Origin of the sequence: Microcoleus sp. MON1_C5, from assembly GCF_036701875.1 — a bacterium.
Lineage (GTDB): Bacteria > Cyanobacteriota > Cyanobacteriia > Cyanobacteriales > Microcoleaceae > Microcoleus.
This window is the reverse complement of sequence record NZ_JAUBRN010000007.1, coordinates 1-17,680: the sequence shown is the minus strand read 5'-3', so window position 1 is coordinate 17,680 and position 17,680 is coordinate 1. Positions and strand designations below refer to the sequence as shown.

Below are 17,680 nucleotides of genomic sequence, written 5' to 3'. Positions count from 1 at the left end.
TCATTCTACTATTACTTGTTGGCCGGAACCTAATAAGTGATTAACGGCAATAATCAAGTTGCTGAGAATGAAATTAGGCTGGTGCTTTTGGAGTTGATAGCGGCTGCGAATTCCGCAGGTAACGGCAATTGTAGGTATTCCCAATGCTTTTCCTGCGAGGATGTCTGCTTCTGTATCTCCGATCATCCAAGCCGAACCCAGCGATGACTCAAATTCTTCTGCAACTTCAGCCAACAATTCAGTTTTTAAGGCTGTATAGTTGTGATAGGCGGCATCCGCCATCTGAGTTCCGCGAATGCTGGTAAACAGTCTGGCTAAACCGTAATTTTGTAACAGTTGAACGGCTTGATTTCTCGGCCGCAGGGTGACTAAAATCAGCCGCACGCCGCGGGAGTGCAGAAGTCCGATCGCCCATTGCACTCCCGGCTGGATGCGATCTAAGTGCAACAAGTCTGGCTGATTGACAATCCGACTCACGCATCCGAGAAAAACGTGAATTTCTTCTCCCGACAAGCCGGAACTTTTGGCTATTTCAGCATCGGGCACTCGGTTTTGTTTCATTTGCCAAAACTGCTGTTTGCTGAGTAGTTGAAGGTTGAGGTTGATTCCCCGATCGAGATAAGCTGCTTGAGTATCGGCTAATCCTTGTTGATATGTGGCATAGTAGCGATCGGACACATCGACTATGGGCCCGTCTAAATCGCAAAATACCGTCATCCGGGGGGACGAGTCAGCCTCTGAGGGTAGCTTGTACTGAAGGTTTTCGGAGTTTTGGGCGACAGCATTTAACATAAAACGTTAAGTAAATCAAGGGAGTTATACATTTCTTGACTTTAGCAAAAAATGTATAAGTTATAATACATTATTTTAAATAAGGTTATTAAAAAAACCTATTAATTTTTTGAGTATTGGGTTCAATAAGGGCGATCGATCGAGCCTGCGCGTCGATAAAATTCAGGGAAAAAGTGATTTTTGAGGCTGTTGATATGTGCTTTAGCCATTAAAGTTTAAAATTGAGTTTTTAGTCTTTTGTAATTTACCCATGCTCAAACAAAGCGATTTTGTTAGGAATTCGGACACTAATCGAGTAGAGGTGCTGTCCGAAGCACTGCCTTACATTCAACACTTTGCCGGTCGCACCATAGTCGTCAAATATGGCGGTGCGGCGATGAAAGATAGCAATCTCAAAGACAAGGTGGTTCGGGATATTGTGCTGCTAGCTTGCGTGGGGATGCGTCCGGTTGTGGTTCACGGCGGCGGCCCGGAAATTAATATTTGGCTGGAAAAATTAGGAATTGAGCCGCAATTCAAGGATGGTTTGAGAGTGACTGATGCGGCGACAATGGAAGTTGTAGAAATGGTTTTGGTGGGGAAAGTAAATAAGGAAATTGTTTCGTTAATCAACCAAGCTGGCGGCAAAGCAGTGGGATTGTGTGGCAAGGATGCCAATCTGATTCAAGCTCGTCCAGATGGCCGGGAAGGAATTGGGTTTGTGGGTGAAGTCAGCGGCGTGAAAATCCAGATTTTGGAGTCTTTGGTGAACAGCGGTTATATTCCGGTGGTGTCGAGCGTGGCGGCGGATGAAAAAGGTCAATCTTACAACATTAATGCTGACACGGTGGCTGGAGAAATTGCGGCTGGTTTGGGAGCGGAAAAGTTGATTTTGATGACTGATACCGCGGGAATTTTGGAGGATTATCACAAGCCAGAGAGTCTGATTGCTAAGTTAGATATTCAGGAAGCGAGACAGTTGGTTGAGTCGGGAGTTGTGTCTGGGGGGATGATTCCGAAAGTTAATTGTTGTGTGCGGAGTTTGGCCCAGGGTGTGAATGGTGCTCACATTATTGACGGTAGAATTCCTCATGCTTTGCTGCAAGAAATATTTACAGATGCGGGGATTGGGTCGATGATTGTGGCTTCTGAGTTTAGCAGCGCGAATTTAAGGCCTAAGTAAGGTATAAATCCTAGTGTGGGGAGGGCGGGTGCGTGAAAGGGGTAAACTGGCTGCGATTGGGTATATCCTAACTAAACCTGCCCCTAAAAACCTTGAGAAGGTACTTCTGGGAAATGACTTCAACTAATTCTAACCGTTGTGGGATTTCAGCTTTTCTTAAACTATGATCAAACACTTTAGAGTTTTGGATTCTGTTGCGATTCTCAAGCCGATTTCAAATACGCGATTAGCGCTAGTGGAACCAGAATACGCATCTATTTCTAGTTTGCCAGTTGGACTTGTGGGAACTATTGTTGAAGTGTATGATACGGGAAAGGAATGTCAGTATTTAGTGGAGTTTGCTGATAGTCAAGGGATTGAATATGCTATAGCTATGTTAAAAGCTGATGAAATTTTAGTTCTGCAATATGAACTTGCAGTTGCTTAGTAACGTGAGGGGAATAGAAGTTAGATAAGGGCGATTCCCTACGGGATAGCTGCGCTTCACGCACTTTCGGAAAATAAGGGCTATCGCCTTTTAGTTTTGTACTTAAATCGCGCCATCATTTAACGTGCAGTTTCAGCTTGAATTTCTCGAATAATAGTTGATATTTCTTCGGCTGACTCAAGGTGTCTAGCCAAAACTTGAGCAGTTTTGTCTAGCAAGCGTTCTGAAAAAACTTTAGCTAAGTCTTCCCGTAAACCTTGCCCTATATAAAACTTAAGCAATGCTTCTACAGACATATCTCGATTTGCCGCTATTTTCTCAAGTGATGCTAAAGTATCTATTGGAATGTTTAGCGAGACTATTTCCGCTGTACGAGGTCGCAATTGCAATTTTATTTCTTCTTCAGAATTGTTCATATAATTTCCTTTCAGTGCGGGTAGCAGGACGGGCTGAAATGATGCGTATTCGGAAGCTGCGTTCTACATAAACAACCAGTAATAGGCGTTGAGTGCGGGACTAACCCAGGATAAAGTTACGCTGTTCGTCATTAGCCGTTGCATCTCCCTCCTGATAGAATGGATCGAAGAAAACTTCTGCGGCTTCTTCAAAGCTAACGCCATGCTTTTCTAGGTTAATCTGAAATTTGTTTGTGTCCCATTCAAACTCAACGCCTTGCAGTCTGTACACACTATCCATGCTTCGATATTAACATTCTTTAAATAAGAGCGATCGCACTTTCGGACAATAAGGCAGATCGCACTTTTGGAATGAAAGGGATCTCGCCCGCGTGAGATTTAGGATGGGATAGGGGCCCACTTTGGTACTTGGGATGACCACCGGCCTGAATCTTTTACCGAGTTTTAGCTTAAGCTATAATAAAGATGGATCTGTCCTGTTAATCTCCGATGACTACACAATCTGTTTCGCGTTATGTCACACGTCACCCTGAAATCTTGCAAGGCGAACCAATTATCGCAGAAACGTTTCAACTTGCCAATCTTCGGAACTTAATCCTACTCTTTCAATAACTTTTAAACAAAATGAATTAATATCTTCAGCAGATAAATTAACTTCAATAAATGCCCCGTTTTCTAGTTGTCTGGAAGATCTTAAATTTTGATCATTCCAATTCACAAAACGAGGATAATCTTGAACAAGTTCCTGAAACTTATCTTCATCTAAATCAGCAACAATATTTAGGGTAGTTTCCAACACATCACGCCAGGTTTTAACAGTATATTTTTTGCTATTTACAAACAAAACTTTCGGTTTTGTTCCCCTAACTATACCCTCAACTTTTTCTTGTCCCGATCCTTCCCCAAAGTAGGGCCATATTTTCAGGCCAATTTCGGCTAAATCTTCCGATCGCTGTTCAATATCTTCTCTATTCCAGGTTGTTTTTTCTTGAAAATACTGATTTAATTCCAGATGACTTTCTAGTAAAATCTCCCGCTTTTTGGGAAAAGGATGATTAGAAAGTTCGGGATTATATCCTGTTAAAGTTAAATTTCCCAGCGTATGTAATAAAAGTTCGTGAGTTATTTCCCAATCTTCCCCTAAAGATTTTTCCCAATCTTTATTTAGCTTTTGGGGCATAATATGTTCAATTGAAAGATTATTGAAAGATACCCCTTCTTTATGACCGAATGATTGTTCGATTGATTCTAAAATTAGTCTAGCCTTTTCTGACTTCTTAACACCATAAAGTTCTACTTCTTTTAACATTGATTTAAACTTCTCGTCCTTGGGATAGTTTTTGCTACTAAGAGTTTCCTTTAATCCCACCATAAAATTTTGATCTATTTTTTGTTTGATTTGACTGTATAGAGAAGGAAACATTTTGTTTAGGGAGTTAGTGGGAAGGTTACAAACAAAACGCCGAATAATAAAATTTTCAAGAATCTTTAAGACTTCGACAAATTCATCAATTGAAAATTTACCTTCGCTGTAATCATCATAACAATTGAGTAGAAATGGATAGACTGTAGTTAATTCTAGTCGTTTGATCCGCATCAGCAAACTATTAATAGATTTATTGGTTTCCTGACTAGGATTAATTAGTTTATTGTAGTAATCAGCAAATTTAGCTAAATCTTCTAAAGATTCTAAAGCATTTTTGACATTAACCCTATCCTTTAATGTCAAATAAACTTGGTCGTTTTTAACTTCCCGACCATATTTCATTAAATAATGACGAATAAACTCAGTCAAATTATCACCTAAAGCAGCTTGCATCGGTTCCCAATATTTGGCATAATTTTTCTGCTGTTCTTCTTCATTAATCTTCATAAAAAAGTAGTTTCTAATTAAGTCAGCTTGACTTAATGGTTTTCCTTTAGCATTTAAACTTTCAAAAACTAAGTGCGGATTTTCGTCTTTGTCTAAAAGAATACTAACCAAGGAAAAACCGCTAATAATGGCTGTTTTAATCAAGCTCAATTCAATGTTTTTCTGACTTATTTTTTTGTCAAAAAAGCGATAACACTCATTAATTAAAGAGGTTTCAGAATTAGGAGAACCATGATCGATAATATGATGAAAACTCCAGCGATCTGCTTGAGTAGGTTGTAGTTTATATAGTTCTAAACCTGTTTCATAAGGATTAATTAGAATAGTATTATTAATTTGTTCTGCTAGTTTATTTGTTTCTTTTTGTTGTTTGGCGCGATCGCGTACAACAGCCAATAAAATTAAAATAGTTGTTAGTCTTTGTTGACCATCAATCAATAAATATTTAGATACTCCTTCAGGTACAGAAATAGTTTGTAATGTGACAATAGAACCCATAAAATGAGGTGTTATAGTTTCCTGTTCTGTCAAGTCTATCAGATCATTCCATAAGTTTTCCCATTGTTGTTTTTCCCAGCTATAAGGACGTTGAAATAGCGGAACAAGATATTGTTGGGTTCCTTCTAGGATTTTTTGTAGTTTAGTTTCTGATGCTTTCATATTTTTTGAGGTATATTTCCAGTAAAGTTATTTAAGGCTTGATGTTAGTGGTTTACCACTAAGGCCATTTTTTCAGTCTTTTCTCGTCCGTTGGGTTAACGCAAGAAAACCCAATATTTTTTTCCATCACAATCTAATCAATATGGCAATTATACATGGAAGTTGGTGCATTACGCCGAATCAGGATTTCTTTCTTTGGGGAGAAACTTGGCGACGAGTCACGCCGGAAGTTCTGAGTTCAGATGCGATCGCCCATTGATATATTTTCAGTGTGACACTAAAAATACAGCATTGTTCGGTGACAATTGCGTCATACCCTACTTGCATGAGGAAAATACATGGTAACTACGCTCGAAATTGACAAAACTCTTCTTCAAGAAGCCCTTGATTTGAGTAATCATCCAACACCTAATACATTAATTGAAGCGGCTTTATGCGAGTACATTCAACGTCGCAAGCAACTAAAAATATTGGAATTGCTCGGTACTATTGACTACGATGAAGATTATAACTACAAGCAACAGCGACAAACAAGCGGAAATTAGTTATTAAAATCCGGCGTAAAAAAATTAGACACGTTATTTCCTCGTGTTGAACCGGGACAAGTACAGAGACTTACCGCGTGTTTGCTTGTATTAAATAAATGATTTCTTGTCAAAAACGATCGCGCCCATTGTTGAATCTCAGTATTCCGACTCGGCGTCCCACCGCCCCAACAAACTCAACTATGTTTGATGTATATAACAATACAGTAAGTAAAGCTAGCACACAACTAACAAACGCTAGCAATTTCGGTTATGCTATCGTTAGCCACATCTCACCACGCCCGACAATGGCATCAAAAGAAGACTTATTTGCCGAAGCCGCCAAACACTGGGACTTAGAAAGGCTGTACCAAGCTTTTGCAGAAGCTAAACGGCAAATCTCTCCCCGATCGCGAAGGGGACTTACAGAAACTGAAAAGCTTTATCTCCGAGGACTACTTTCCGGTTGCAGTCCCGCCGAAATAGCTAAAAAAATGTTTCAGACTCCGAAAAGTGCAGAGGTTTATCTGTGTAAGACTTTATACCAATATGTTAAAAAACTCGCACATGTACCTAACGAACCTGTAGGAAATTGGCGCAATATTTGCGATCGGCTACAGGAAGCCGGATATAAAACTCAGTCTTCTCCTGAATTTAAAATAAATAATTCTGTACCTACAGAAGCATTAGTAAAAATAGTTAATATAGGTTTTAAAGAAAGTACAGTATCAATTGATATTAATATTCGACTAGAATTTCCCTCAACTTCAGAAGCTCCAAAAACAGAAGATTTGGATAAAGACGGTTAGATGGGCGATCGCACTTGGGGACAGAAAGGGATCTCGCCCCTCACTGAGAGGCAAAAATGTTAATAATCTTATAGCTGATAGTTTGAGAAGGAAGTTTTTGATAAAATATCAAAATTAAAACTGCCTCACCCGCTTCGATTTTACCTAAAACACTCAAATTAGTCAAATTTATGTCTCGATTAAGTATCCTATCAAAAAATAAAGCTCTGGGCTTTGTGCTGGGTTTATTAATTTTTGTCATTTTCATTCCCGGATGTTGGGCTTTAACCACTAATATTGCTCCCACAGCAGCACGGCAAGTAGATAACAAAGTAGCTGTGCGTGCAGATGTACAAAATACGTCAAATTCTCGCTCTTCTTTAGGAGTTGGGCTTAATGGTATTGCTGACTACTCCACACAATTACCCTTTTTAGATGCTTTCAAATCTTCTAGACAATGGATAACTCAATGCGTCAGCGGACAACCAAACTGTAACGGTGAATGGGATACAGAGGAGTATAATCTTTTAAATCTTGATGAAAATGGGTGGGTGAAATCTCTCCCATCTCCCGAAGAAGCTCCTAAATATACTAGGGTAAGTACCCTATTACTTAGGGAAATCCCCAATCGCTATCCTTCAGGGCAATATATTGTTAGTTATGAGGGTGAAGGTGCGATCGAATATAGCTTTGATTCCAAAAAAGATGAGGCTGCGTCGAAACCCGGGAGGGATATCATTAATGTAGATGCCACACAAGGCGGAGGCATCATGATTATAATTACTGCTACCGATCCCAAGAAAACAGGGAACTATATCCGCAATATTAAAGTTGTTCGCTCCCAAGATGAACAGCTTTATCAAAGTGGTGAAATATTTAATCCGCTGTTTATAGACAAAATTAAAAAATTTAGAGTCTTGCGTTTTATGGACTGGATGGGGACAAATGGTTCAGAACAAAAAGACTGGTCAAACCGACCTAAACCAGAGAGTGTATCCTATTCTTACCGAGGAAATGTTCCCATAGAAGTTATGGTGAATTTATCTAACAAAGTCCAAGCAGAACCCTGGTTTAATATGCCGCATCAGGCGACGGATGAATATATGACCAACTTTGCTAAAATGGTCAAAGATAGTTTAGATCCCAAGCTGAAAGTTAATGTAGAGTATTCTAATGAGGTTTGGAATTGGTCATTCCCCCAAGCGACTTATGCTTTGAAACAAGGTAAAGCGAGGTGGGGAGATAAAGGCGATGCTTTTATGCAATGGCACGGAATGCGTAGTGCTCAAATGTGCGATATATGGAAAGGCGTCTTTGGGGATCAAAACAATCGAGTTGTCTGCGTGTTAGGAACTCAAAGAGCTTGGAGAGAGTTAGGAAATTATGCTTTAGATTGTCCCTATTGGGTAGCTGAGGGCAATAAACCTTGTTATCAACACGGCATAGATGCCTATGCTATAGCGGGATATTTTAGTGGCAACTTGGGCGGGAAAGAAAGTGTCAGCACAGTAGAATCTTGGTTGAATGACGCCGATGGCGGGTTTGGCAAAGCTTTTAAGCAATTAAGAGAGGGCGGGTTAATCCCGGGATCCAATGATAGTTTGCCCGATGTGGAGAAGGACTTTAGGTATTACTTAGATGTGGCTCAAAAAAAAGGTCTCAAGTTATTTGTTTACGAGGGCGGCCAACATATTGTAGGTATTGAAGGAGTGGAGAATAACGAAAAACTGACCAAGTTTTTTATGGAATTAAATAGGCGTCCAGAAATGTATGAGATCTACACCCAATTACTGAATAGTTGGAAACAAGCTGGAGGTAGTCTCTTCATGCACTTTGTGGATGTGAGTTCATTTAGTAAGTGGGGAAGTTGGGGGGCTTTGGAATATGTGGAACAAAAGGATTCGCCTAAGTATGATGCTTTGATGGATTTTATTGATAAGAATCCTTGCTGGTGGGATAGGTGTGCTGTTGAGGGATGATCGGGAATTGGGTGGAATCAAGAATCCTTCGACACTTCCTCAAAATCTTCCGCATCCCCTGGCAAACCCGAACCCTCGCTACCCCTCAACCGGGGCGATTCCCCATTACTCCCACCCGCACCGTAAACCCCAGAATACCTATCCTCCAAACCCGAATCCCTTAGCGAAAGCGCACTTCTTTGACTCGGCGACAATCTATCTGTTGACCGGCGATTTGTCCCAGAAATCGGCGGCTTCCGAGTTAAAGTTTTCCAAGCAGCCTTAATCCCACTCACCACGCTGCGAGTAGTTACCTGCACCTTTTGCGCCTGCTTTTTGGCGCTACCAATACTTTGATCGACCTGTTTGACAACCTCGCCCGCACTTTGTACTCCCTCGCTGACATCATCCGTCAACTCGCTAATTTCCAGCCCCGTCAACCGAATCGCCTCCAAAGTGGGCGGAAATTCGCGAGAAAGCGTGTCAGCGAGCTTTTCCACGCTGCGGGCCGCCCTGGCCAGCGCTTGCACCGCAGGTATTAAAGTCACTAAAACAGCAGTCAGGCTAACTGCCACTAGCAAAATCGAAAGTCCTAGCCAAAATATGGGATCGCTCACTTGAATCTGGGATTGGGGGTTTGGGATTTCATGTCATTTAGCGGATGGGAGGGCGCGACGGGGGACTCACTTCGGCTTCAGCTTCCGAAAGTGTTTGGCGTTCCCGCTGAGTCGCTTCCAAACCGGCCGCGATCGCCTCTTTGAGTCTAATCAAAGTTTCGTCCCAATTTCGGATTGCAGTTTCTGAAAGTCGATCGGCCTGCAACTGCACGCTAGTCGATAAATCTTCCGCCAACTCGGGCAAAGCATCGGCCGATTTTTTCAATATCTGTCGCGTCTCCTTGCCCGGTCGCGGTGCTATCAGCAACCCAGTCACGGCCCCGATCGCAGAACCCACAAGCAAACCGCCAATAAATAATCCTGAACGTTTAGTTGACATTTTTATAACTTCTCTCCATACACCAATTTTAGGCAAGTTTGCCCGATCGCGGCCCTTTGCAAAGGTAGAAATATGGTGGACAATCCTACGGAGTCAGCAGGGGCGGCAGTTTTAGGATAGCTTACCTCAAACGTCGATTGCGCCTGGACCAAAGCATCCGTCCGAAACCCAGCAATCCCAAAAGTTGCTGAACCTGTTGCAGTTGCAATTCCAGTTGTTGATAGCGCCGTCGCAGTTGGCGGGTACCTTGCTGCCTTTTACCAAGGAAATCCGGCGATTTGCTGAGGACATTGCTGCTGCGGCGTTCCATTCCTGCGATCCGAATTTCCAAACGTGCGATCGTCCGCCTGATTTTCCACACCTTCGCAGCTATATAAAAGCAGACCCCAGATATTAGTAGATTGATAATTACAACAGCAGTCAGCATTTATTACCTATGTTCAATTACTAACATCTTCTGCTTTTTGTGGCGGGCTTCTAGCCCGCCCCACCAGATATTTCGTAGGGACAAAACATTGTTGTGTCCCGATTTTTTGTGTAGGGACACAACAATGTTTTTTCCTGAACTATGTGTCCCTATCCATAAGCTGGGTCAATTTTTAAGCCTGAGACATAGCAGGCAAACAAACCTTAGTTCCGCCCAAGCCGCAATAACCGTTCGGGTTTTTAGCAAGATACTGCTGGTGATAGCTTTCTGCGTAATAAAACTCAGGAGCATCAATAATCTCAGTGGTAATCTTGCCGTAACCGGCCGCCGTCAGAGCCTGCTGGTAAGCATCGCGCGAAGCTTCAGCTAGCTGCTTTTGGCTAGCTGAATACGTGTAAATTCCCGATCGGTACTGAGTACCCGAATCATTACCCTGACGCATTCCTTGAGTAGGATTGTGACTTTCCCAAAAAACTTTGAGCAGCGTTTCGTAACTAATTACTTTGGGATCGAACACAACCAGAACTACTTCATTATGTCCCGTCATCCCGCTGCAAACTTCGTTGTAAGTAGGATTCGGAGTAATCCCGGCCGCGTAGCCAACAGCCGTCGAAAAAACTCCATTTTGTTGCCAAAATTTGCGTTCTGCTCCCCAAAAACAGCCCAGGCCAAACAAGGCAGTCTCCATGCCGTTTGGAAAGGGAGGTTTGAGCGGATTGCCGTTAACAAAGTGAGTTGCCGGTACCGACATCGACTCTGCCCGTCCCGGCAAGGCCTCTTGGGGAGAGGGCAGGCTCGACTTTTTGCCAAATCCAAATAGCACCATAAGTTTGTGAGGGGATCTCTGATAAACGTCTTTACCTTACTTAATAATATCAGATCTACACTAAAAATAGTCGCCCTCTTGAAGGTAGAAGGTAAAAGCCAGAAGGCAGATTTTTTTTACGGAAGGTTTTTGGTGATACTGCTCACTGCCAACGCAGTTTTAAATCACATTAGGCCGTGCTATATGTCACCAAAACATACCTAAAATATCACCTATTGTTGAGGTATAAATCACCTGAATTTTAGGCAAAACAGCCGATTATTTAAAGTATGGTGTTGTAGTAGTTATTCAATACCATTTATGGAGAGTGTGTAGAAATGGCCGCTAAACCTTGCAGTCAACCTTTAAAATCTAATCCGTTTATTACTTACCGCGACCCAATTACAGGCAAGTGGATTGTGGTAAATCAGACTTTGCCCAAAGCAGCAGAACAAGCACAGCTAGCAGCAGCTTGAGTTCTCCTATTAATTTTACTTGAAAAATTAACCATTATCTCCAACTTCAGGACTTACGCAAAAAGTTATTTGACGCGCTACTTATATTCGTAAGTGCTTAGGGGTTGCAGCCTAAATAAGTACCACCCTACTTTTAAACATTGCTCATCTCTTTTGGCAGTTCTAAATACTGATAGAGATATTCCGCAATTATCCCGTGCAAAAACAAGTCGGGTGCCGCATTAAACGGACTGTTTGGCGCTAGCGGATGGCGGTTGACAATTACATGATTCCACTCGCAATTTCCGGTAATATCGCTGACGTAAGCCAAATCCATACTAACTGCCGCAACAAATAAGCTTGCGGAGAGTTGGGTTGTTCCGCTTTAACGCTTTCGAGAGTCGAAGATTCGGAAACCTCAAGAAAGTTATAAATTTGATATAATCATAGGTTTATGGGTATTTTCCACAGCAGTTAACATCCTGTATGCCGTTGTAAAGCTGCCGCTTTTCGGCACGAAACAAAAGATTGTCTGTCCAGGCTGCAACTTGTCAGAATTGAATAATCCCTCTAAGATTAAATAAATCGAGGCGCCGCCTGTATTTCCCCGACTGTTCAAGTTGGTAAACCATTTTTATTCAGGAATCATGCAGCCTGCTTGTTCCAGAAGTTCTACAATTTGTTCCCGGAAAAAGTGAGACGAATAGTGGCACAGCAGCCAGTCGATTTCCTGCGGACAAACTCTCCCGGCTTTTATCAACCGCAGCCAACCTTCAACGCCTAATTTGATTACATTTTCCAGCAAGCGAATATTTTGCCGCCAGTCAAAAGCTCCCGCTGTGGCTGCATTGAGGTAAGAGGAATAACCCAACCAGCTTTTAGTTGATGTTTCGTTGGCTAATCCTGAATACCTACAAACAGGATAGGCGTTGGTGTGGGAAATTCGCTCAATCCATTCTATTTTTAAGCTGATTCCTGTCGCGTTAGGATGGTTTTGGAGCAACAATGCTCCGGCACCGTCGGAGAGCATCCAGCGCAGAAATTCTGTATCTAAAGGCAGGGGTTTTCCCGCTTGCACTGAAGTCTTTGCTTCAAATTTGGTGTTTTTGAACAGGCGCGAGGGAAATTCGGAAGCGACGGCAATTGCTGTTTGTTTTTTGCCGAGTTCGATTTGAGAGGTGGCGTAATTTAAAGCACTAACTCCGGCACAGCAAACTCCTTGAGTTGACACTATTTCTAGGGGAGATAATTCGGAAAGTTCCCCGTGTACTGTGCTGGCAAATCCCGGTACTAATAAGTCTGGTAAAGTAGTGGCGCAGGCCAGTAAGTCGATCGCCCCTGGTTCCAGATTTGACTGAGAAATCGCGTCACGGACGGCAAACGCTGCCATTTGGCTGTTAGAATATAGTGTTTGCTGCTGTTTGTCGATCGCGTAGTAGCGCTGTTGAATGCCGTTGCTGTTGATAATTGGCTGACTGACTCTCGAAGGGCGCGAGGCAATTTTGCCGAGATCCTCTTCCATCTCATCATTATTAATCGGTTCTCCCGGCAAAAATTTTCCAATCCGATTGATATAAGCACTGTACATGACGTAAACCTCTAAAGTTGCTAATTTAGTCGGGTTGGTTGTTTTGTTAAATCAAGCCAGAAAATATCTAAAATTGATTGTGCTTTGTGAAGCAGTGAACTTGCAAGGAAGAACCAGCTATCTTGTAGAGTCGCCGGAAATCAGGGAAGTTGAGCAACAGCGGCAACCAATAACCTGAAGCGGGGTGAAGTTTTATGTAATTGAGCCAATATGTAACTAGAGTTCCTTCGCTGCTTCCCGACTGAAATGGATATTGCAAAACTAGATACTTGGTATTCTCCTTCTCAACGCCGCACGGCTGTTTCGCTGTTGATGAAACGAGTAGGCGTAACTCGCACTAGGGCTGAATGCTTTATCCGGCTTTGGGTTTACTTATCGGTGAAACAGCTTCAGGAAAGCCAGCCCCGTCTCAAACCACCGCTGGCGAAACTGGAAGTGCCAGCAACAGAAGTGCAGTGCACTCACCGGGAAGCAGCCGAACTATTTTACTGCGATTCCGATCGCGGGAGCGATCGCGCTGCCGGAATGATGTTAGATAAATTAGCAGCACTCGGATTAATCGCAAAACACTTTGATGGTAACGCTACGGCAATTCAAATCCAACCAGTTTCAGAAATTTTAGAGACCGCCGAACCTCAACAGCCTGTACAACTCCAATTAGATGATTTCAACCCTCGGTGCGACGCGATTCCCGTTGCCAATTTATTAGCCACTAATTACAACTGGATGAACCGCAACACTAACGCCGTCCCCCACAAAATTGCTAAAATCCTGCGGCTTTTTGCCAATCAATACTCAAAGGGAATGCGAGTTTTGCGCCGCTCAGATAATCTCAATCCAGTCGGATTTTACTTACTTTATCCCACAGCTAGCGAATCTGAAGTAAATTTTTTTAATGCTCCTAGTAAAGGGCTTCATTTAAGTTCTATTTCCGATATCGATCCTTTCCAGATGGCGCTACCAGGAGATATAAATTGCCAGTCAGTATTTGTCCGCAGTTGGATGATCGATCCGCAGTATTTGTCAGAATACCGAATTGCTTTTCTTGAAGACGCACAGAAAACTTTAGGCGAAATGCAAACAGATTTTCCGAATCTTTGCGACTTGTACACGCTGATGATTCACCCCATGTACGAAAAACAGTCCCTAGCTTTGGGATTTCAGAAGACTAGCAGTGATAATCAGCTATCTGTTTATTGGATGTATTTAGCGCTGGATAGATTTTTGGGGCTCGATATCAAGGAAGCATTAGTTAAACTGTAAGATAACTCGGCGGTTTCAATCGCCGAGTGACGACAAACAGCTTACAAAGTCTCGCGACCCAAATAAGATTGCAGCACTTCCGGCACTTTTACTGTCCCGTCTGGCTGCTGGTAATTCTCCAAAATAGCCGCCATTGTGCGGCCTATAGCTAAACCGGAACCGTTCAGCGCGTGAACAAATTGAGTGCCTTTTTTACCCGCTTCTTTAAAGCGAATATTCGCCCGTCGCGCCTGAAAATCTGCGACGTTGGAACAACTGGAAATCTCGCGGTATTTGCCCGCAGATGGCAGCCACACCTCTAAATCGTAGGTTTTGGCTGCCGCGAAACCCAAGTCGCCGGTACACAGTGCGATCGCCCGATAAGGCAATTTCAGCGCCTGCAAAACTCCCTCGGCATCCTGCACTAACTTTTCGTGCTCTGCCTCGGAGGTACTCGGATGCACGAGTTTTACCAATTCAACTTTATTAAATTGGTGCAGTCGAATTAATCCCCTCGTATCTTTGCCGTAACTGCCAGCTTCGCGCCGAAAACAAGGAGTATAAGAACAGTGATAAATTGGCAACTGTTCTGCTGTCAAAATTTCACCTCTGTACAAATTGACAACCGGAACTTCTGAAGTAGGAATCAGCCACAAATCGTCTTGGTCGCACTTGAAACTTTCTTCAGCAAATTTGGGTAATTGACCCGTAGCGGTGAGGGATTCAGTGTTAACTAAAAATGGGGGAATTACTTCTACATAACCGGCTTTTGTGTGGCGATCGAGCATGAATTGAATAATCGCTCTTTCCAGGGCTGCCCCGGCTCCCATTAAGCTGACAAAGCGGGGCTGAGCGATTTTTACTGCCCGTTCAAAGTTGATAATTCCTAATTTTTCGCCGATTTCCCAGTGCGGTAAAATACCAGAATTTTGGGGTATGTATTCGTCTCCCCAGCGCCGGATTTCGACGTTTTCCTCTTCATTTTTGCCGATCGGCGTTGACGGACTCGGTAAGTTTGGCAGCGGTAGCAATAAAGCTTCTATTTGAGCTTTTAGGTCTTTTTCCTGTGCTTGCAGTTGGTTCGACTCGGTGCCGACTGCGTTGCCTTCTGCTTGCAGTTCCTGAACTTCGGGAGATTCGAGGGTTAAACCCGATTTTCTTTTTTGACCGATGAGTTTGGCAATTTCGTTGCTGCGGGCTTGCAGTTGCGATCGCTTGCCTTCCAACTCCCGCTGCTGTTTGTCTAATTGCAAAATCGGCTCGATTTCATAGTTACCTCCGCGCAGGTTGAGGCTTTCTTGCACGGCTTGCGGGTTTTCTCGGATTAATTTGAGGTCTAGCACAGATTTATTCTAAATCTTAAATTTTAGAGCGGCTGGGACAGAACGAGATGATATAGAAGCTTTGTTAATCATTGGCATATTGAATCATAATTTATTCTGACTTAAAATTTTAGTTGGGTGTCACCCCTGGAGGGTGACACCCCACAAATGTCTGCTATACTTGCAAATATTAGTAGATGCACCCTGATAATTTTCTACCCCAGCCAGCGATGGCAGGGGTTTTTTGTTGTGTGGCATGAAATTGAAGCCCTGGACGCACTATCAGTCTAAAAAACCCAGTTTCTCGCGATTATCGTCTCAAATGAGGCAATTACGTCAAGAAACTGGGTTTTTGCGTCCAGGACTAGGTTACTAAAATATCTTCCGGTTAAAAGTTAAAGCCAGTGCGGAGCAACCAAACCCATTGAGTGTCGTTGCGGCTGTCATTCTCAGGATTAACAACGGCCCAAACACCAGGAGTGATGGAAATGTTGTCGTTGACCTGAAAGCGATAGAAGGCTTCAACGTGATAAGAAGTATCTCGCTCGCGGCGCACATTACTGCTCGTCACGCGACCTGGCAAACCCACCAAAATCCCGGGTAGGTTGCCTTCACCTCCCACATCTGGGAAACTTATCCCGATCGCTGCATACACAATATCGGCGCGATCGTCGCCGTCAACATTTAGCAAAACCACGCCACCTCTACCATCAGAAACGCTGCTAACACCGGAATTTTCTGCATTGGCGCGAGTATAAACGCCCCAGCCGTGAACTTGCAACCGGGGAGCAAGGCGGTAGAATCCTTGTACGCCTACAGAATCACTGGATGTAGCAATATTGTCCCCAAACGGTCGCGCAGCCAGAAAACTGCCCGTACCGCCTGTGAGGTCGGCTTTACCGCTTGGCGCAAAGGTACGAGAATAGGCTACGCCAATTGCTCCGCGATCGCCCCGGTAGGCAAGCTGAACCAGAGCGTTGTACGAACCGTTGAATAAACCGTTACTTTGCTGCGAGAGATTGGGATTTCCGCCTACATAGCCCACAGTCAGGGTGAGGTTTTTGGCGAGCGTCCAGTTGACAGCAGCACCGCCACCTCCCCGGCGGTAGAGGGGATTGTATTGTCCGAACTTCGAGGGAATTCCCTGACTATCGCTGGCGATCGTGGGAGGAGTCAGCAAATCCGTAATATCGGGATACCCAACACCTGTCGGGCCGACGGTCAGCGCCAGATTAGAGGTCAGCGGGGTCACATACAATACGTGAGGGACGGTGATTGTGTTATCGACATTGCCATCAAAGTTCAAGGCCGTCATATTTGTACCCGTATAGTCGGCAATCCTGCCCAAGTTGCCGAATTCCAAACGGGTTCTCAGCATATCGCGACCGGTGAAGCTGGTTTCAAAATTTAATCGCCCCCGGTTGGCAACAATAGTGTTGGTGCGATCGCGCGAATCCCCAACACGGTTGCCGGAGGTATCTGTTACCACCACGATAATTTCCGCATTCAGCTTCGTCGTAGTCGAAAACTGATTCGCTTCTAGTTCTGCTGTGCGTGCATCGAGAGCATCGACTCGACCCCGCAACACCGATAATTCAGTTGCAAATTCTGCTTGCAGCTTTTGGACGATCGCTAAATCTTCCCGAGTAATCAGGTTGGTTGTTCCGGCGGCAATTAGTTCGCTGACTCGATCGAGACAGCTATTCAATCCTGCTGCAAATTCGTACCGCGTCAGCGCGCGGTTTCCTCTGTAGGTGCCGTCCGGATAGCCGACAATGCAGCCGTAGCGTTCTACTAGAGATTGCAGCGCCTGAAACGCCCAGTCAGTCGGTTTTACATCCGAGAGTTGAGAGACAGAATTCACCTGCGCGAAGGGGTTTTCTGCCAAGGTCTTTAACGGTTCAGGAGCAGCTAATCTATCAATTGGTGCAGCAAAAATTGGGAATGATGTTAGTACAAATACCGCAGGTGACCCCAGTATAAAAGCAGTAATCAGGTGAGGAAAATGCTGGATGTGCATAGGACAAAGCTCCGCATAAGGAACCGATCGCCAGAATTAGCAATACAGTTACCTTCTAGACTGTTAGGACGTTCTTAATCGCTGAAACCCTTGGTATTATTGCCTTTGCCTTTTTCCTTCTTCCTTCCCCCCAAGGGGGGCAGGGGACTTCTTCCTTCTTCCTTCTTCCTTCTTCCTTCTTCCTTCTTCCTTCTTCCTTCTTCCTTCTTCCTTCTTCCTTCTTCC

Annotated in this window: 19 protein-coding genes; 7 read left to right on the top strand and 12 right to left on the bottom strand. The window is 43.7% G+C overall.

What is annotated here, in order from left to right:
- Nucleotides 1–792 carry an HAD family hydrolase gene (locus QUA71_RS05085; protein WP_333282942.1) on the bottom strand — a complete coding sequence of 264 codons (792 nt, stop codon included), beginning with the start codon at nt 790–792 and terminating at the stop codon, nt 1–3.
- A gap of 250 nt (nt 793–1,042) precedes the next feature.
- Between QUA71_RS05085 and argB the strand changes: the two genes are divergently transcribed.
- Together argB and QUA71_RS05075 are read left to right on the top strand one after the other, a co-directional pair.
- Nucleotides 1,043–1,954 carry an acetylglutamate kinase gene (gene argB, locus QUA71_RS05080; RefSeq protein ID WP_190663671.1) on the top strand — a complete coding sequence of 304 codons (912 nt, stop codon included), beginning with the start codon at nt 1,043–1,045 and terminating at the stop codon, nt 1,952–1,954.
- A 235-nt stretch (nt 1,955–2,189) separates the two neighbouring features.
- Nucleotides 2,190–2,381, top strand: a complete 192-nt coding sequence (locus QUA71_RS05075; protein WP_445243751.1) for a DUF4926 domain-containing protein — start codon at nt 2,190–2,192, stop codon at nt 2,379–2,381.
- Nucleotides 2,382–2,500: 119 nt separating this feature from the next.
- Here the strand turns inward: QUA71_RS05075 and QUA71_RS05070 are convergent, their stop codons facing one another.
- The 3 genes from QUA71_RS05070 to QUA71_RS05060 all read right to left on the bottom strand — a co-directional run bounded on the left by QUA71_RS05070 (nt 2,501) and on the right by QUA71_RS05060 (nt 5,330).
- Entirely contained in the window at nt 2,501–2,797 is a 297-nt protein-coding gene (locus QUA71_RS05070; protein WP_333122947.1) for a hypothetical protein, read from the bottom strand.
- Between the two features lie 100 nt (nt 2,798–2,897).
- Nucleotides 2,898–3,077 (bottom strand): BrnT family toxin, encoded by a 180-nt coding sequence (locus tag QUA71_RS05065; protein WP_333282934.1) that lies wholly within the window; start codon nt 3,075–3,077, stop codon nt 2,898–2,900.
- Between the two features lie 273 nt (nt 3,078–3,350).
- A complete protein-coding gene (locus tag QUA71_RS05060; RefSeq protein WP_333282932.1) occupies nt 3,351–5,330 on the bottom strand; it encodes a DUF262 domain-containing protein in 1,980 nt (659 codons plus the stop codon).
- 338 nt (nt 5,331–5,668) lie between these two features.
- Here QUA71_RS05060 and QUA71_RS05055 point away from each other — a divergent pair, with 338 nt between their 5' ends.
- The 3 genes from QUA71_RS05055 to QUA71_RS05045 all read left to right on the top strand — a co-directional run bounded on the left by QUA71_RS05055 (nt 5,669) and on the right by QUA71_RS05045 (nt 8,621).
- On the top strand, nt 5,669–5,875 hold the full coding sequence (locus QUA71_RS05055; protein WP_333282929.1) for a type II toxin-antitoxin system VapB family antitoxin: 207 nt from the start codon (nt 5,669–5,671) through the stop codon (nt 5,873–5,875).
- Between the two features lie 287 nt (nt 5,876–6,162).
- Nucleotides 6,163–6,663: a DNA-binding response regulator gene (locus QUA71_RS05050; RefSeq protein WP_333282926.1), complete on the top strand. Its 501-nt coding sequence runs from the start codon at nt 6,163–6,165 to the stop codon at nt 6,661–6,663.
- 170 nt (nt 6,664–6,833) lie between these two features.
- On the top strand, nt 6,834–8,621 hold the full coding sequence (locus QUA71_RS05045) for a cellulose-binding protein (RefSeq protein WP_333282923.1): 1,788 nt from the start codon (nt 6,834–6,836) through the stop codon (nt 8,619–8,621).
- A gap of 17 nt (nt 8,622–8,638) precedes the next feature.
- On the opposite strand, the gene QUA71_RS05040 is transcribed toward QUA71_RS05045, so the two are convergent.
- From QUA71_RS05040 to msrA, 4 genes are all read right to left on the bottom strand, one after another.
- Nucleotides 8,639–9,217, bottom strand: a complete 579-nt coding sequence (locus QUA71_RS05040; protein WP_333282920.1) for a DUF948 domain-containing protein — start codon at nt 9,215–9,217, stop codon at nt 8,639–8,641.
- Nucleotides 9,218–9,254: 37 nt separating this feature from the next.
- Nucleotides 9,255–9,596 (bottom strand): YtxH domain-containing protein, encoded by a 342-nt coding sequence (locus QUA71_RS05035; RefSeq protein WP_006632275.1) that lies wholly within the window; start codon nt 9,594–9,596, stop codon nt 9,255–9,257.
- Nucleotides 9,597–9,717: 121 nt separating this feature from the next.
- Nucleotides 9,718–10,023 carry a hypothetical protein gene (locus tag QUA71_RS05030; protein ID WP_333282917.1) on the bottom strand — a complete coding sequence of 102 codons (306 nt, stop codon included), beginning with the start codon at nt 10,021–10,023 and terminating at the stop codon, nt 9,718–9,720.
- Between the two features lie 172 nt (nt 10,024–10,195).
- Nucleotides 10,196–10,849 carry a peptide-methionine (S)-S-oxide reductase MsrA gene (gene msrA, locus QUA71_RS05025; RefSeq protein ID WP_190731749.1) on the bottom strand — a complete coding sequence of 218 codons (654 nt, stop codon included), beginning with the start codon at nt 10,847–10,849 and terminating at the stop codon, nt 10,196–10,198.
- A gap of 317 nt (nt 10,850–11,166) precedes the next feature.
- Between msrA and QUA71_RS05020 the strand changes: the two genes are divergently transcribed.
- The gene (locus QUA71_RS05020) at nt 11,167–11,304 is read left to right on the top strand and encodes a hypothetical protein (RefSeq protein WP_333148305.1); all 138 of its coding nucleotides are present in this window, start codon (nt 11,167–11,169) and stop codon (nt 11,302–11,304) included.
- 133 nt (nt 11,305–11,437) lie between these two features.
- Here QUA71_RS05020 and QUA71_RS05015 read toward each other — a convergent pair whose 3' ends face one another.
- Nucleotides 11,438–11,620, bottom strand: coding sequence for a DUF6999 family protein (locus QUA71_RS05015; protein ID WP_333282913.1), 183 nt, complete (start codon nt 11,618–11,620; stop codon nt 11,438–11,440).
- Nucleotides 11,621–11,917: 297 nt separating this feature from the next.
- Complete coding sequence (locus QUA71_RS05010; protein ID WP_333282910.1) at nt 11,918–12,871, bottom strand: hypothetical protein; 954 nt, start codon at nt 12,869–12,871, stop codon at nt 11,918–11,920.
- A 246-nt stretch (nt 12,872–13,117) separates the two neighbouring features.
- Between QUA71_RS05010 and QUA71_RS05005 the strand changes: the two genes are divergently transcribed.
- Entirely contained in the window at nt 13,118–14,134 is a 1,017-nt protein-coding gene (locus tag QUA71_RS05005; RefSeq protein WP_333282907.1) for a hypothetical protein, read from the top strand.
- A gap of 41 nt (nt 14,135–14,175) precedes the next feature.
- Here QUA71_RS05005 and serS read toward each other — a convergent pair whose 3' ends face one another.
- Both serS and QUA71_RS04995 read right to left on the bottom strand, forming a co-directional pair.
- Complete coding sequence (gene serS / locus QUA71_RS05000) at nt 14,176–15,456, bottom strand: serine--tRNA ligase (protein WP_333282905.1); 1,281 nt, start codon at nt 15,454–15,456, stop codon at nt 14,176–14,178.
- A 367-nt stretch (nt 15,457–15,823) separates the two neighbouring features.
- Entirely contained in the window at nt 15,824–17,455 is a 1,632-nt protein-coding gene (locus tag QUA71_RS04995; RefSeq protein WP_333282902.1) for an iron uptake porin, read from the bottom strand.
- Between the last annotated feature and the right edge of the window lie 225 nt (nt 17,456–17,680).